Here is a 16,678-nt window from a genome sequence, read left to right on the forward strand (position 1 = left end):
GAACTGCAAACGATCTTTTTTGCTATTCATCCAAAAAGAAAACGCAAAAAAAGAGCAGTTTACAGCTGCCCTGTTAGATGATCTCTCTCGTTAATCCTTCTCCAGCGTACGATAGCAGCGGCGAAATCTCGACAGGCCCCTGAACCTCATCAAGCGAAACACCCGCTTTCAGCAGCCAGCTCCGATGCAGCTCGTAAATAAGCTTTCTGGCTGTTTGTGGGCTGTCCTCACCTTCCTTGTTTTTTACAGGTGCAAAATCATGTTCACGCTTTCCTTTAAGAACCGTGATCCCCGCAGCCGATGGAAAAAAATCAAAAATAAACCGTTCGAATTTGTACCCATTCGGCTGTGAAGCTTCAATGATCTGACCATTCACATCTACATGCCTGATTTTCTTGTGAGCGATATGGTAGGGAATGCTGTTGTTCACCTGCTGCTCGATCCAGTCACGGCGAAATAAATGAATTGAGATGTTGCCAAGCCCATACGTCAGCTTCCCTTCACTATTGCATTCAAACATCAAATGCTGTGGCAGATCGGAATATTCCACGACCATAGGCCGATTGTTTTTCATACATATAATACCGACCTTCTCCTCGGGATACGCCTTATCTATCACTTTGGTCGCAATTGGGTTGTTATAATGAGCAGCAACACCAACAAACCCAGGGTCCGCCACCTTAATAAGTGCATTATCCACATTATAATAAAATAACCAATCGACACCGCGGCGCTTCATGTCGACTAACGCTCCAGACTTGTTCAAAGCGGCGAAGCACTCTCCATTTCCGCTTGGAGCCAGACCGATCTCATCCTTCTCCGATAAAAATATACGGCCCTCCTCATCTACAGCAGGCATGACCCCTTGATCAAAAAAAACACAATCGTCAGCACTATAACCAAAATAACCAGCTCCCGCCATATAATCGACCGTTTGCTGATGATTATCCGGGCTTGTCATGATATACCAAGGGATTCGGCTTCCTGCTCGCTGAGACAGATTGAGCAAGCGCTCCGCTTGAAGCTGAAACAACGACTTATGGGAAGGCAGACCAATATCGTAGGTCCCCTTCGGTCCTTCATGCCCCAACCGGCTTCCCTGGCCTCCGGCTACAACAATCGCTCCCACCCTTCCTTGACGAAGCAGCTCCCAACCCTTATCTGTAAAATACTGCTGCTGCTCCTCACTGAACAGCTCCCAATCAAGCGCTCCGATCGGCGACAGGTCTTCATAGATTGCAGGTGTCTGTGCTGCACGCACTTCTTCTAATGCTGCCCACTGGTCCCAATTGATACTCAGAATCTGATTCAGCAGCTTCAGCTGCGATGCCTCGGACAGTTCATCATAGAATTGAAGCAGATGTGCCTGATTGTGCTGGATAAGCAGCTCCAGCACCCGGTTATATAGCTCTTCCATTGCCCGCGCCTCCTAAACTTAATTTCTTACGGCTGCTAGGTAGCTTCAATTATTATTGCAGCCAACCATTTTTCTCGGCAATACTGATCGCATCAATACGGTTTTTGGCCTCAAGCTTCTGCAAAATTTCCGATACATAATTCCGTACCGTGCCTCCCGTTAGGAACAGCTTTCTGGCTATTTCGTTTACCGATAAACCCGCAGCTACCAGCTTCAGCACCTCCTGCTCCCGTTCCGTCAGCGGATTTTCCGCTTCCCATAACGAAATAGAAAGTGCAGGACTGATCGCTCTTCCGCCCTTGTATATGCTCCGCAGCGCGGCTGCAAGCTCGTGTACGGGCGAATCCTTTAACAAATAACCCTGAACTCCATATTTGATCGCCCGTTGAAAATACCCCACGCGAGCGAAAGTTGTCAGGATCACCACACGGCAAGAATGACCCTGTTCCTTTAGACGCTCAGCTACATCCAGTCCGGTCAGCTTGGGCATCTCGATATCCATAATACAAATATCCGGTGACAGCTCAACAATCATCTGAAGAGCCTGCTCACCATTTTCAGCCTGACCAATAACTTCGATATCGTCTTCCATATCCAGCAAGGCACTTAATGCGCCGCGCAGCATGTTCTGATCCTCGGCAATAATCACTCTCATGTCTGATTCTCCCTGATCTTCACATTTTTCACAACCTTTGGAACAACAAGACTCACCCTTGTTCCTTCACCCGGAGCAGAATGAAATTGAAGCTTGCCCTCCACCAGCTCCAGACGCTCACTGATTCCACGGAGTCCTGCACATGTCTGTGATTTCACTGATGCTGAGTAAGCGGTACCGACTCCATCATCACGAATCGTCAAGGTAAAGGGGTCCATCGCTGCCGTGCATTCAATAAAGCATTGCTTGGCTTTACTATGCTTCACGACGTTCGTCACCAGCTCTCTCAGACACATCCCAAGAATGTTTTGGATTAAGGGAGGTACCTCGGCTGCTTCGGCTTTCCCTTGAACATGCAGGTCGATTCCTGCCGCAGACAAAATCTGTTCGGCATGCGCCAGCTCCTCGCTAATCGTTACAGCATTAATATCCGACACGAGTTCGCGAACCTGTTTGAGAGCAGCCCGTGCGGTCGTTTGTATATCCTTTGTCTCTTGAATGGCGCGTTCGGGATTTATACTTATCATTTTCTCAGCCAGCTCGCTTTTGAGCGCGATCAGCGACAGTGTGTGGCCAAGTGTATCATGCAGATCACGGGAAATTCGCTGCCGCTCCTCATTTTTGACCAGACGTGCAATTTCATCATTTGCCATGTTCAGCTTACTGCGCAGCTCCTTCGAACGGAATACCCCACGCATAACGATGGGCATCACAGTCATTACAAGCATCGAAGGTATGAAGTTGATCATATCCGATTCATTCAACTCTAGACCGCTAAAAAACAGGACAAGGATGAATACAACCAACTGAGCTGCCATTCCGACTATAAACTGTTTATTGGTGGGAAGCATGCCAACGATGGCAGCCGTATAAAATCCCATAAATATAAAGCTCTGATCATAATGCAAGCAAAAAAAGCCGATAATGACAAACAAGCCCATCACACACAGCAGTCGCCGTGACGAGTCCAGATAAGATAGCAGATAGATCAGTACAAACAAAACAAGCACAGAAAAGCCGATCCACATCTCGGAAGCCGATTTGTGGAGCAGCGCATTAATAGGTATGATCAGGTAAATCAGCCAAACGAATGAAAACATTAAGCTTCCCCGTATTTTCCTGTCAATCACTGAACTGGGCTTTGTCATACCGCTTCCTGCCTTTTTATGATATACGACGATAATACCATAAAAATGATCACATAGGCTGCAAGAACCGCAATACCTGCCCAATCCGGTGAGACCCCGGCAATGATATTCCATGCCCCCTGACCGTATCGGTAAGTGGGAAGCCACAACGCGATATGCTGCATGAGCTGCGGCATGGTCTGTATGGGCATCCATAATCCTCCGAGCGCCGACATCCCTATAAATAAAAGCTGGGCCAGCACTTGGACGACCTCAATGCTGCGGATCGTTCCAAGCAGCGTCCCCAGCGCCATAAAGGGAACAACCCCAATCCAGATCCACAGTCCGCAGGCTATCCATTGACCCGTCGATAAATGCACATCGCGAAACACCGCGCCGATAATAAACATCAGTACAATCGTACCCAGATTGACGATGGATTGGGCTGCTATTTTGGAGAAAACATAGGCACCCGAAGGGAGAGGAGTGAGCTTAATCAATTGCACCCAGCCCTGCATTCGCTCCTGTGCAAAGCGCAGGCTCAGCGTATTGATGCTTCCTCCAATCACGCCAAATACCGTCATGGATATTAAATAGTAGGCCTTCCAGTCCATGCCGCCTACCTCCGTATTCGGATCTATCGTACTCGTAAAAATAAAATAAAACACAGCAGGCATTAACAAAGCAAACATTATAAATTTTCGATTCCTCAAGGTGCGCAGCAGCTCGGCTTTACATTGCGCCAGCATCGCTCTCATAAAAACATCTCCTTTCACTTGCGATTGATAACAGTTCTGCTGGAAAATACCGTTATTCCCTGACCAAAGCCTGAAAAGCTTCCTCCAGACCAACACTCTGGATTTCAATATCGGCCGCATCCAGCTCCTGCCGCACAATCGCAGCGATCAGCTGATCCGTATCACTGCTGTACAGCCTGACCCTCCGTCCCTTCCACTCCGCATCCATAACGCCAGGAAGGCTGCGCAGCCGTTCGTCGGTCAGTCCGGTTCCCGCTGTAAAGGACAATATTTTGCTATTTGTCGATGCTTTGATTTCCTCCGGGGTTCCGTCAGCAACAAGCTTGCCCTTGTTAATGACAATTACTCGATCCGCGATGGCATCAGCCTCATCCAAATAATGTGTCGTCAAAATAATCGTCCTTCCTTGGCCTGCCATGGCTTTGACCGTTTCCCAGAACAGCTGCCGCGAGCTGACATCCATACCCACTGTAGGCTCATCGAGAAACAGTACGGATGGATCACCCGCCAAAGCCAGTGCGAAGCCCAATCTACGTTTTTGTCCGCCGGACAGCGCCGTCCCGAGCTTCCCCTTCTCCTCCATGAGACCTGATATTTTGAGCAGTCGGTCTAAGGGCATGGGCTTGGAATAATAATGACGGAACAGCTCGATCGTTTCCCCCACCTTCAAACCGTCAATGCTATGAACATCCTGCAGCATGGCTCCTATTCTGTCTTTGACAGCTCGATCCTGCGGGTCACCGCCCAACAATCGAATCGTTCCGCTTGTCGGTTTTCTCAGACCAAGCGTCATGGCAACCGTCGTCGTTTTCCCGGCACCATTAGGCCCCAACAGGGCCACCACACTGCCTTCATGAATCGTTAGCGAGAGGTCATCTACCGCCCGCTTGCCCTTGAACTCTTTGGTAACATGCTGCAGCTCTATAACTGAATTCATTTCAATCACCTCATGTATTCGACTTCCTGCTTTTAGTATAGTCTGGATTGACTTTACACCCTACCGACGAATGTCATCGCTTGCACCTGACAAATGTCACATCCATGAAAGAGAGTCCTTCCATACAAAAAACACCCCTAGCCCACTTGATAATAAGCGGTCAGGGATGCTTGTAGGATGAGAACCGATTGTAGCGTGAGTAATGAATCTTCTATTCAGGCTGTTCGCCAAGCGGCAGCAATTCGATTAAATCCTTCATCGCAATGTCCGGCTGCGGATAGGACAGCGGCAGCTTTTTCAAAGTATCCACAATTAGCGACAGCACAACATAATCTCTGTACCAGCGGTTATTACCGGGCACCAGATGCCAAGGCGCGTCCTTCGAGTTGCAATTGGTGAACACACCCTCGTATGCCTTTTGATAGGCGTCCCAATAATTGCGCTCCAGCAGATCGCTTGGAACAAATTTCCATCTTTTGGATGGATCGTGAAGCCGTTCCTCGATTTTTTTAATTTGAAAATCTTTCGAAATATGTAGGAAAATTTTTAATACGACTGTATCATGATCAGCCAGCAGCTTCTCAAATTGCTTGATGTGCTTGAAGCGCCGCTCAGCCTCTTCATCCTCAATCTGATTGTGTACACGCGTGATCAAAACATCCTCATAATAGGAGCGATTAAATGCTGTAATGAACCCTCTGCCCGGCGTTTCCTTATGGGCTCTCCACAGAAAATCATGTGAGGATTCTTCGGTTGTCGGTTGTTTAAATGAAGTCACCTTGAAGCCCTGCGGATTGACCCCGGACAGCACTTTTTTAATGACGCCATCCTTGCCGCTGCAATCCATCCCCTGAAAAATAATGAGCAGTGAATACTTTTTCCCGGCAAACAGCTTGTCCTGCAGCTCTGTCAATTCCTCTTTCAGCTTCTCGTAATGCTCGGTGACCTCTTCCTTTCCGGAAAAAGAACCCGTATCATCGGGATCATATTGGCTTAGCTTGATTTTTTTGTCCCGCGGCAGTTTAACATTTTTGGACACTCTCAACCACTCCTCTTGATTCTGATGATCTGATGATACATCGGGCAGAACTTGATAACCTAACGAAGCAAATGCTCCAGCTTGTAAAAACGCAGGGCGTTATGGCCGAATATCGCCGTTTTTTCCGATTCTGTTATCCCGCCTGACAAGGCTTCCTCTACCAGACTCACCACTCGTTCATAGCTGGCCGCCAGCAGACAGACAGGCCAATCACTGCCAAACATCACACGCTCTGTGCCAAAAGCTTTTACTATATGATGGATATAAGGAGTCACCTGCTCTGTCGTCCAAGTATGATGATCGGCTTCTGTTACCATCCCCGACAGCTTGCAGGTTATCGACGGATAAGAGGCAATTTCATCCAGTTGTGAAGCCCAAGGCTCCCACTGTTCCTGTGCAATAACTGGCTTGGCGATATGGTCAATAACCCCACGAAGATCAGGTACCTGCTGCAGTAATTTCAGCACAGTCGGCAGCTGGTGTGAACGCATCAGCAGATCGACCGGAAAATTCTCGGCCTCCAAAAACTTCAGCGCTTGTAAACTTGCGGGGCGCAGAACCGCATCAGCGTCCTCCATGATTTGAATCATAATACGAATTCCAACCAATTTGGACTGTTTTCGTAACGATTCATATTGCTCACGAAAATCCTTGTGCTCCAGATCCAGCCAACCGACAACACCCGCAATAGAGTCGTTGTGCTGTGCCAGCTCAAGCATAAATTCCGTATCCTTCATTGTCGGAGCTGCCTGTACAACAATCGTCTTGTCAATCTGAGTGCGTGCCAAATGCTCTGACAGATCGGCAGGAAAATAATCCCGGTGCAATATTTCTCCATCCTCTTTGGTCCAATCGTAGTCTCCACGTGCCAATTGCCAATAATGCTGATGTGCGTCTACTCTCAACCTGCGTGACCTCCCTCATTCGCTGCTCTTTTTGCAGAGTTCTGTTAATCTCTTAGCCATTATATTACAATAGAACCAAACGGTTTTACAATGACTTCAGGTGTTCCATACTTTTTACAAAATAATTGATATTTTGCTGTTTCAAAAGCTATAAGTTGGGTAATTAATTGTATCGAAACAACTTGGTGAACAAAATTAATGAAAATATCGCAAAATTGTACAATGATTTTAAGGTTATTTTAATGATGATCATATATACTATGTATTATATCCAATTATTAGGCGGGTGAGCGTAATGAAATTGTTCATAACAGTACAGAATAAAAAGGTGCCTGTTTACTCCGATGAAAAGAACAAAAAGAAACTGAATCTTCTTGTTTCTGCTCTTGAATCCAAAGTAGTAAAAGGAAAAAGAGCAATTAAAAAATGTCTCGACTCCTTAATTAGCATCGAAATTGTCGGATGCGAAGCGATTCTTCATTCTTACAACGAAACTGACTCTCTGGCTTTATCGCTCTATTAAACTACGGTAAAGCCTTCTCTGTTACCCAACCATACATATTACAAATTAAGAAGCTGCTGCTGCGGCTTCTTTGTTGTTTATTACATACACGTCCCCATTTGCAGGTGAATTGTATCGGATTCTGTTATAATTCTTGCATACATAAGAACAGCTGGAGTGATAGAATGACCATTTTGCCCATAGATTCGATTCTTCCTCAATTAAAAGAAACTTTACAAGTTCACTCGGCCATTGTGCTGGTGGCCCCGCCCGGAGCAGGCAAAACAACACGTGTCCCGCTGGCTCTGCTGGACGAGCCCCTATTCGCAAAGCAGCGAATCCTGGTGCTCGAGCCGCGCCGCCTCGCTGCCCGTACTGCTGCCCGCTACATGGCCGCATCACTTCATCAGCAGGTTGGTGAGACCGTTGGTTATCGGGTTCGAATGGACACCCGTGTAGGCCCCTCTACACGAATCGAAGTCATTACGGAAGGTGTTCTTACCCGGATGCTTCAGCAGGACCCCAGCCTGGAGGGCGTAGGTGCTGTCATCTTCGACGAATTTCACGAGCGCAGCCTTCACGCAGATCTTGGACTTGCCTTGTGCTTGCAGGCACAGGCTTTGCTTCGTGACGATTTACGTATCATCGTGATGTCGGCAACACTGGACGCCCAAGCCGTTGCCGGATTGATGAACGATGCGCCAATCCTGATTAGCGAAGGGCGAAGCTTTGAAGTAGCTACCCATTATTTGGACCGAAAACCTGAGGGACGCATTGAGCAGACGGTTGTACGCGCAATAGTCCAAGCGCTCGAGCGGCATGAGCATGGCAATATGCTTGTGTTTGTTCCAGGAACAGGAGAAATCAGACGAATCGAAGCAAGACTGCGCGAGCTGCAGCTCGGTCCGCTGGTTCAGATTACCCCACTGCACGGTTCCTTGCCACAAGAAAGTCAGGATAAAGCTATCTCCCGAGGTCAAGCGAATGAACGTAAAATTGTGCTTACCACCTCCATCGCTGAGTCGAGCCTTACGGTTGATGGAATCGGGATTGTCATTGACAGCGGCCTGAGCCGTGTTCCCCGCTTCTCACCGCGCACCGGGATGACCCGTCTGGAAACCGTTCCGGTATCTCTGGCATCGGCGGACCAGCGCAGGGGACGAGCCGGCCGCCTCGGTCCAGGAACCTGCTACCGCCTTTGGACGGAAGCCGACCATCGTCAGCTCCAACCGCTTAGCAAGCCGGAAATAGCAGAGGCTGATCTGGCTCCCCTGGCTCTGGAGCTGGCGGCTTGGGGTGTAACCGAGCCTACTGAGCTGACGTGGCTTGACTCTCCACCACGGGCTGCATTCGTTCAGGCTCGTTCGCTGCTTGTCCAATTAGGAGCATTGAACCAGGACGGATCAATTACAACCGAGGGTCGGCGTATGGCAGGTCTTGGACTTCATCCACGCTTGGCACATATGCTGCTTAAGGCAATTCCGCTTGGATATGGAGAGCTGGCTTGCGAGCTAGCTGCCCTGCTCAATGAGCGGGACTTCTTAAAGGGTGATGCTGCAGCTCCGAATGCAGACTTGCGGTTGCGCGTAGAGGCACTTCGAAGGACCATGAAGTCAAAGGATTACTCGTCTGGACCCTTATTCTATGAGGATTTTACCGTAGATGCTGCCGCCTGCAAACGTATATGGATGGAAGCTGGCCAATGGAAAAGAGAGCTGCATATTCAGGTTGCAAGCCAACCAGAGGATGTGCATCACTGTGGTCTGCTGCTGGCCTTTGCGTTTCCCGATCGAATCGGGCAGCGTAGATCACAGGGAGGCTTTCTGTTAAGCAGCGGACGCGGAGCACAGTTTATGCATATGCAGCCGCTAGCCAACTCACCTTATATTGTAACTGTGGAGCTTGATGATCAAGGCACCGACAGCCGGATTTATTTGGCTGCTCCGGTTGAATGGGAAGAGCTGGAGCAGCATTTTAGCCAAAGTATCGAACGGGATACCGTTACCGTATGGGATCCCACTGTACAGGCCGTCCGTTCCCGCCATTCTATACGTATGGGTGCTATCCTTATCAAGGATGTCCCAAACCACTCACCTGATCAGGAGGATGTACACCGTGCTTTAGTCAGCGGAATTGTCAAGGAAGGTTTAGGCCTGCTGCCTTGGACAAAAGCATCTCTTCAATTACGTGAGCGTCTCCAGTTTATGAATCATTATGATACCGATTGGCCTGACGTGGCGGACCCTGCACTTATCATGAATATTTACGATTGGCTGGCTCCGCATCTGCATGGGTTCAAAAACCGCAGCGACCTTCAGCGGCTGAATATGTTCTCCATACTGGAGTCCATGCTGTCGTGGGAGCAGCGCCGCGCATTGGACGAATCGGCTCCAACGCATATCACCGTCCCAAGCGGTTCACGGATTTCCGTCGATTACAGCGATCCTGATATCCCTACCTTATCCGTTCGGCTGCAGGAACTATTCGGATTGGAGCAAACTCCGCGCATTGGAGGGGGTCGAGTCCCAATACGGCTTCAGCTGTTGTCACCTGCCCAACGCCCTGTTCAGGTAACGAGCGATTTGGCAAGCTTTTGGCGACATACGTATTTCGAGGTCAAAAAAGATCTTAAGGGTCGTTATCCGAAGCATTACTGGCCCGATGATCCGCTCGTTGCGATGCCCACCAGCCGGGTACGCCCCAAAAATTTACAATAATTGAATATAATCAGTTCAAACAAGCTAGACAACAGCTCATGACAAAACAAGACCAGATTGGCGATGCCGATCTGGTCTTGTTTTGTCTTTTGGAATTTTTTTACAAAGGAAACAACTCGTATGTATGGTTACTCCCAAGGGAACTTGGTGATCAGGTAATGGGCAAACTTTTTACTTTCTTCCCTGCGAGCTTTTCTCATCTCCGCCCGTTTGAAAGCCGTCTCGTGCAGCTGCTTCTCTTCCTCGCTCTCCGGAATAACAGATGGAACCTTGGCCGTTTTTCTATTTTCATCAAAAGCAACGAAGGTCAAAAACGAAGTCGCCGCGATATTGCGCTCTCCCGTCTTCAAATCCTCGGTTACTACTTTTACAAAAACCTCCATCGAGCTTGTTCCCGTCCAGGTAACGAAAGACTCCAAGGAAACGGCATCACTTGGGTTAATCGGCAGCAAAAAGTCAACCGAATCCGTTGAAGCCGTCACAACTGAACATCGTGAATGCTTTGACGCTGCAATTGAGGCGATATCATCGATATACGCCATTAGTTTTCCACCAAACAAGGTGTTGTTGTTGTTGACATCAACTGGAAATACCCGTGCTGTTTTGTAGGAACGGGACTCCTTGACAAATCGCTGCTGCTCCATAAATTTAGCTCCTTTTTTCTTCTGAACTTTATCTACCCTAACATATCATATCCGTTAAAAGCTGGCTATAACGCTGCTACCTTTCACAATCAGGTACAACCTCATCCGTATGAATTTCCAACACACCCAGGTCCAGAACGGTTTTATTTAGACATGGGTCAAAGCGTCTCACGTGAATATTAGCCACGGGCGTATGCTGCCGCTCTTTTGAACTGCTCATCGGTTGGGCGTACACCTGTATACAGAATGAATTGCTCCAATGCCTGAATAGCAAAAACCTCCGCACCCGTAATCACTTTCTTACTTTTTAGCCTTGCATGACGGATCAGCGGAGTCTCGGCAGGGAGCGCTACCACATCAAATACAGTCTCAGCCTTATCGATCAGATCGGGTTCAAATGACAAATCGTCAGCCTCTAAACCACCAGCCATCCCAACAGGTGTCACATTTACCAACAAATCCGGACGAAGCATTCCCAGATCATCCGTCCACTCATATCCATAAGCTTGTGCCAATGCACGGCCAGCCACTTCGTTCCTGGCAACAACAAAACCTGAACCAAAGCCTGCATCACGCAGCGCACATAAGACAGCTTTGGCCATACCGCCGCTTCCACGTAGAGCAAATACACTCTCACGCCGCACATTATGCTGGCTCAGCAATTGCGAAACCGCTATATAATCGGTATTATAGGCCTTTAATCGGCCTTGGTCATTCACAATGGTATTAACAGATTCGATAGCTGCTGCAGACTCATCCATCTCATCAATAAATGGGATACAGGCTTCTTTGTAGGGCATGGAGATAGCGCAACCACGTATTCCCATGGATCGAATGCCACCGATAGTCGCTTGCAAATCATTCGTGGTAAATGCTTTGTAAATGAAATTAAGATTCAACTCGTTGTACAAAAAATTGTGAAAACGGGTACCAAAGTTGCCCGGCCTTCCTGCCAGAGACATGCATAGTTGAGTGTCTTTATTAATCGCCGCGTTCATAATGAATTACCTCCCGTTTAAGCAATTTGCATGCTGTTGATGTCATCATTCTGTGCACATATTCAGTCAGTGTGCATATATATGAGATTCATTCTTCTTATTGTATTCAGCCTCTTCATAGATTACAAGTTCGCTTCATCTAAGGTCGCACCTGATAGTCTATGTTTTTCGAACTGATAATTTGTTACAATAACCATACAACTGTTGAAAGAAAGTAACATTATGGGCAATTTAAAAGTCGGCAGTTGTTCATCAAAGGAGGTGCTTTACATGATGTTTATAAGTATTGGTTTCCCTTTGTTAATCGGCATCATCTTCATTCTATCCGGGCAATTATTAAAGCATAAGCCCCCTAAGAACATTAATGCCATTTATGGGTATCGGACTCCTCGCTCAATGAAAAACATGGACTTATGGAACGAAGCGAATCAATATAGCTCGAAAATTATGATAAATAATGGTTATGTAATGATTGTGGCTGGATGCTTGGTTGGCCTGGGTCTCGGAGTCAAATATCAGGTCGCCGCCATATTTTCAATAGTGGGTATGATGCTTTTGCTAATCATTATGATGTTTATCCAAGTAGAGCGTAGATTGAAGCAATTAGACAAATAAACAAATCACAAGGGCTACATCCACTTTTTGCTTTTGAAAAAAAACAGCATTCCCACCATGATCGCGGCCATTAGAATCCACACATAGAGATACCCGAAGCTCCAGTCTAATTCCGGAATATCTTTAAAATTCATACCATACACGCCAGCGACAAAAGTTAACGGAAGGAATATCGTGCTGATGACGGTAAGTGTTTTCATCGTTTCATTCATGCGATCCGATTTCATACTCACCTGCATTTCCAGCAAGCCCGTCAGCGATTCACGGTACATATCGATGGAATCCACAACCCGTGAGATGTGATCGAAAATATCTGCGAAATAAACATCGGCCTCAGGATGGGAATACGGAAAGCTTTGATGGCTGATCGTTCCTATCACGGTTCTTTCTTCAACGAAAACCCGGCGAAGGTTATGTGTGATGCGCTTTAATTGGAAAATTTCACGGGATATTGGGGCGTAGGGATCATCATGAATGGCCTCTTCCCATGTTTCCACCTTATCTTCAATGTGATCTATAACTTGAACGTATTCATCCACACACCTGTCCATAATATGGTACAGAATCTGAGCAGGGAACGTCATTCTTCCCTCAATTTCTTTAAATTCCTCATATAAGCTGTCAAGCAGTGGAATATCATCCTTATAGACGGTTACGACATAGTTTTTTCCGATTACCAAGGCGATTTCCATAGGATCATACTGCCCATTGATAGCAAAAAATGAAATGAAAATATTGTTTTTGTATCTATCCATTTTGGGGCGTCCATGCAGCTGGATACAATCCTCTACCAGAAGATGATGACTCTCCAGTAAGTCAGATAATACATGCTTGGTTTCGGATGACTCCGGGTTACACAGGCGAATCCAGACCATTTCATGGTCCGCTGGTTTTCTTACTTTTTCTGTAGTTGTTTGATGGGACAAAGTATTATAAATCAGCATAAGTATCCTCCGTCAGCCTGTGTTTTCTTGTTAGGCCGAGTTCTCAACTCATTATATCACTCTAAATGCGATAAAGTTACGTCTTGCAGTCTAGATTTAAATATCCAGGCGGAAACAAATTCGTCTCTAAGCCGGTTTGATCGTAAAAAAAAGGCGGGTCCCCCTCAGCATAGCGAGCGGTACCTCCACCTTTGATTTCACCGATCACTGCGTCCGGCCCCTCCTGAGCGATTAACCAGTTATAGGCTCACCGGTTTTTTTAGACGGATCGATTCGTATGCGGCCAATGCGATCACTGTTGAATTATACCCGTCTTTTCCGGTAACAGATACAGTCTTCCCTGCTTGTATACAATGAATAAAATCGGCAATCAGCATCTCATCCTTATTATCACCCCAGTAGCTCCACTCGGCATGACCCGTTGCTTCGCTGTATACTTCATTGATCTGGGCAAAATAATCGATAGAAATCATACCGTCCGTACCGATTATTTCCATAGTTAAATCACGTTTATAAGGAAAGGCGTGCGTACGCGACCAGCTTGCATCCAAAGCGGCGATGATCCCGTTCTCATATTTGACGTGAACCATCGCCGCGTCATCAATTGCGATGCCATGAAACAAGCTGCCCGATTCAGCGTACACTTCCACCGCCCGCGAGCGAAGTATCCAATTCAACAAATCCATGACATGTACCGTATGATCAATCAGTGCGCCACCACCGGACAACGTTGGGTCGTTGAACCAGCCACCGATCATTTCACCTTTATTTGTTGCTTTGACAGCTACTATCCGACCGATTTCTCCGCGGTCAATAGCCTGCTTGGCGGCAACGATCATCGGAATGTAGCGATTTGGAAAAGAAGTCATCAATTGAACGCCGTTCGCTTCACATGCTTCGATCATCCGGCGCATTTCTTCTTTGGTAAGACCGAGAGGTTTCTCGCATAACACATGTTTCTTATGCTGTGCTGCTTCGATCGTCATTTGCGCGTGTCTGGAGTTTTCAGAGCTGATGATGACCACATCGGCATCTCCCGCAAGCAGCTCGCGATAATCCGCAAAATACGGAAGTTGATACTGCTGAATAAACGGTTCTACGCGCTGCCGGTTTTCGTCGGCGATTCCGACCAGTTCCACATCCCGGCGCAACGCTAACGCCTGTAAATAACTGACGGCATGAAGATGGGCGAAGCTGATCATTCCTACTTTCACTTTATGCAAGGTCTCCACCTCCACGAGCTTCTCCGCTAACCATATCGGCAGCGCTTGCAGATGCTAATTCCACCGGCTGCCCCGTACGCAGCGATTGTTCCGCTGCAATGACTACTCTCAGCGTTGAGCAAGCATCCTCGGCGGTCATCAACGGCTCGCTGCCATCCCTTATGTAGCTTATCAAATGAACAAGCTCATCATATTCCGGATGACGGAAGGAGGGGCTACATTCAGTCCTCACCGGCTGCGATGACACTGTATCCGCTGCTTTATGAATGTGCAGCCCGTTTGTTTTGCGGCTGTCGTAACGAATAACTCCTTTAGAGCCGGCGTACTCGACTGCTGAAGCATAGGTTCCGGGATAACCCCAGTACGCTTCAATGTTAGCAATCGCCCCATTATCAAATTTAAGCGTCACAAGGACGTAATCCAACCGTTCGGTCGCCGTACGCATCGCATACACGGTCGCCACTTCGCCGATCGTCCAGCGCAGCAGATCGATATCGATCAGAGCAAGACGGTGCAATGCACTGCTCTTGGCGCCTTCGATTGTCTCGTCGTTCAGTCTGCCTGTCCAACGTACGCCATCTGTATCGGCACCATCCCGACAAACATCCGCTGAAGGCAGCGGACAGTAACGCTTGACGTTGACCATGCCGATACGGCCGATCGCTCCGGCCCCGATGCGTTTTTTCAAGTCCATGTTATGGTAATAAAATCGCTCCGGGCGGCTAAACAGCAACCGCCCCCCATGCGCCTGGGCAGCATCCAGCATGTCTTGAATATCCTCCGCTCCAACAGCCTCCGGCATCCGCGCAATCACATGCCGACCACTGGCTAACGCCTGTAATAGATATGGCTTCTGGCTGTCCAATGACAGACCTGTACACACGCAAACTGCGTTTGCAGGCAAGGCTGCATCCAGTTCCTCATACGATGCGAAAGCCGGGCATCCGCACCGCTCAGCCCATTCAGAAGCCCTTTCGGGTTGCTCATCATAAACGCCAACGATGTCGGTATGCTCCATGCTTAGCAGGTGCTGCATATAGCATGCATCAGTCCCACAAATTCCAATTAAGGCTAATTTAATCATAAACCCTCCTCACACACATATTTCCAGCAGCCCAAATGATTCCGCTTATAGGCTTGATTGAGCTTGACTTAGCTGCAGCTCGATACAAAATGTATATGACTTTTGTTCTCCCGGCGCCAGCATCGGCAATGTTCCCCGTTCGCGGTGAACAGCCCGGCCTTCCGTTGACGCGTTGCCCGGTTCAATGCCTAATACATACGCACCTTTACCAGGATGCTTCCATTGTGTCAAGCAAGGACTTGCAGCCTTGTCGTAATCCAGCTGCAAGGTCAGCTTGCACGTTTGTCCGTTGTGTATAACTTGATTGCTTATTTGAACCCGTACGTTACCTTCATCGGCCCTAGCATCCTCATGCAGCATAACGGTAGGCTGTCCATTGTCCATCGGTGCGGAGAAACCGCTCCAACCATCGGTCGGACCTTCCCCGTTGATCCATCTTTTCGGACCGGGCGGTATGTTAATCTCACAGCTTTCGCCAATCAGCGGGAATCCGAAGTTAAAGTGATGCATCATCAGATGCTCAACCGGCTGAAACGATTCGTTCGTTACCTTATCCGTAATATAAATCCGGTTCTCCCCAAGCCTCGTAACGATAGTCCGCTCCATCGTGAGGTTTTCCCCATTCACCGCACTTTCACGGACAAGACCGCGAAAGATCAGTTCATACTGCCCGTCGTGCCAACGCCCTTCCGTTTGCAGCAGCTCGGCCGCAGTTGAAGAAATACGCCCATGGGGTCCGAAAGCTTGGCCCTCGTCAATACTCGGTTTCCCCATCGTGATCAACCCGCAGGTGGCAAGCAGACCGCCTTCAAAGCTGTGGTTCCAATTATCTCTTTCGTAGGAAAAGGGAGAAACCGGCCCGTTTTGTGACATCCAGGCGATCGGGATACCGTAAAATTCGCACATTCCGATATCGAAAGCACGGCTGACTGCAATATGAAATTGCAGGCCGGAGCCATTGCGGACCTGAATCACCTCATTGCCCTTGCCTTTGCCTCCAACCAGCTCCATTCGCTGAAAGCCGGCTATTTGACGAATATCCGCGATATGCTCGAGAAGGCTCTGTTTATCGTGCTGTCCATATATATTCAACATCGTGTCACTCCTTTGTTG

The 16,678-nt window shown here is 48.0% G+C and carries 16 protein-coding genes; 3 read left to right on the forward strand and 13 right to left on the reverse strand.

The genetic code is table 11. The features are described from left to right. Positions 1-73 precede the first annotated feature (73 nt). The 7 genes from NST47_RS25475 to NST47_RS25505 form a co-directional block, all read right to left on the reverse strand. Entirely contained in the window at positions 74-1,417 is a 1,344-nt protein-coding gene (locus NST47_RS25475; protein WP_341157634.1) for a UDPGP type 1 family protein, read from the reverse strand. A 52-nt stretch (positions 1,418-1,469) separates the two neighbouring features. Beyond that, complete coding sequence (locus NST47_RS25480; protein WP_341157635.1) at positions 1,470-2,072, reverse strand: response regulator transcription factor; 603 nt, start codon at positions 2,070-2,072, stop codon at positions 1,470-1,472. Beyond that, complete coding sequence (locus NST47_RS25485) at positions 2,069-3,220, reverse strand: sensor histidine kinase (RefSeq protein WP_341157636.1); 1,152 nt, start codon at positions 3,218-3,220, stop codon at positions 2,069-2,071. The genes NST47_RS25480 and NST47_RS25485 overlap by 4 nt, the downstream gene beginning before the upstream one ends. After that, positions 3,217-3,957 carry an ABC transporter permease gene (locus NST47_RS25490; RefSeq protein ID WP_341157637.1) on the reverse strand — a complete coding sequence of 247 codons (741 nt, stop codon included), beginning with the start codon at positions 3,955-3,957 and terminating at the stop codon, positions 3,217-3,219. The genes NST47_RS25485 and NST47_RS25490 overlap by 4 nt, the downstream gene beginning before the upstream one ends. A 52-nt stretch (positions 3,958-4,009) precedes the next feature. Beyond that, on the reverse strand, positions 4,010-4,894 hold the full coding sequence (locus NST47_RS25495) for an ABC transporter ATP-binding protein (protein WP_341157638.1): 885 nt from the start codon (positions 4,892-4,894) through the stop codon (positions 4,010-4,012). 211 nt (positions 4,895-5,105) lie between these two features. After that, positions 5,106-5,933 carry a PPK2 family polyphosphate kinase gene (locus NST47_RS25500; protein WP_341157639.1) on the reverse strand — a complete coding sequence of 276 codons (828 nt, stop codon included), beginning with the start codon at positions 5,931-5,933 and terminating at the stop codon, positions 5,106-5,108. A gap of 59 nt (positions 5,934-5,992) precedes the next feature. Beyond that, positions 5,993-6,838 (reverse strand): amidohydrolase family protein, encoded by an 846-nt coding sequence (locus tag NST47_RS25505; protein WP_341157640.1) that lies wholly within the window; start codon positions 6,836-6,838, stop codon positions 5,993-5,995. Between the two features lie 295 nt (positions 6,839-7,133). Between NST47_RS25505 and NST47_RS25510 the strand changes: the two genes are divergently transcribed. Together NST47_RS25510 and hrpB are read left to right on the forward strand one after the other, a co-directional pair. Then, positions 7,134-7,361 carry a 3-dehydroquinate dehydratase gene (locus NST47_RS25510; protein WP_076236971.1) on the forward strand — a complete coding sequence of 76 codons (228 nt, stop codon included), beginning with the start codon at positions 7,134-7,136 and terminating at the stop codon, positions 7,359-7,361. A gap of 164 nt (positions 7,362-7,525) precedes the next feature. Continuing rightward, positions 7,526-10,057, forward strand: coding sequence for an ATP-dependent helicase HrpB (gene hrpB, locus NST47_RS25515; RefSeq protein WP_341157641.1), 2,532 nt, complete (start codon positions 7,526-7,528; stop codon positions 10,055-10,057). Between the two features lie 128 nt (positions 10,058-10,185). On the opposite strand, the gene NST47_RS25520 is transcribed toward hrpB, so the two are convergent. Next, positions 10,186-10,701 (reverse strand): acyl-CoA thioesterase, encoded by a 516-nt coding sequence (locus NST47_RS25520; protein ID WP_341157642.1) that lies wholly within the window; start codon positions 10,699-10,701, stop codon positions 10,186-10,188. 179 nt (positions 10,702-10,880) lie between these two features. After that, positions 10,881-11,699 (reverse strand): shikimate 5-dehydrogenase, encoded by an 819-nt coding sequence (locus NST47_RS25525; protein WP_341157643.1) that lies wholly within the window; start codon positions 11,697-11,699, stop codon positions 10,881-10,883. Between the two features lie 270 nt (positions 11,700-11,969). On the opposite strand from NST47_RS25525, the gene NST47_RS25530 reads away from it, so the two are divergent. Then, a complete protein-coding gene (locus NST47_RS25530; RefSeq protein WP_341157644.1) occupies positions 11,970-12,314 on the forward strand; it encodes an SdpI family protein in 345 nt (114 codons plus the stop codon). A 14-nt stretch (positions 12,315-12,328) separates the two neighbouring features. On the opposite strand, the gene corA is transcribed toward NST47_RS25530, so the two are convergent. The 4 genes from corA to NST47_RS25550 form a co-directional block, all read right to left on the reverse strand. Further along, the gene (gene corA, locus NST47_RS25535) at positions 12,329-13,258 is read right to left on the reverse strand and encodes a magnesium/cobalt transporter CorA (protein ID WP_341157645.1); all 930 of its coding nucleotides are present in this window, start codon (positions 13,256-13,258) and stop codon (positions 12,329-12,331) included. A 239-nt stretch (positions 13,259-13,497) separates the two neighbouring features. Then, positions 13,498-14,481, reverse strand: coding sequence for a Gfo/Idh/MocA family protein (locus NST47_RS25540; RefSeq protein ID WP_341157646.1), 984 nt, complete (start codon positions 14,479-14,481; stop codon positions 13,498-13,500). Further along, entirely contained in the window at positions 14,474-15,565 is a 1,092-nt protein-coding gene (locus NST47_RS25545; protein WP_341157647.1) for a Gfo/Idh/MocA family protein, read from the reverse strand. Before NST47_RS25545 ends, NST47_RS25540 begins: the two co-directional genes overlap by 8 nt. 45 nt (positions 15,566-15,610) lie before the next feature. Further along, on the reverse strand, positions 15,611-16,660 hold the full coding sequence (locus NST47_RS25550) for an aldose 1-epimerase family protein (protein WP_341157648.1): 1,050 nt from the start codon (positions 16,658-16,660) through the stop codon (positions 15,611-15,613). Positions 16,661-16,678: the final 18 nt, after the last annotated feature.

Source organism: Paenibacillus sp. FSL H8-0034 (genome assembly GCF_038000305.1).
GTDB lineage: Bacteria > Bacillota > Bacilli > Paenibacillales > NBRC-103111 > Paenibacillus_S.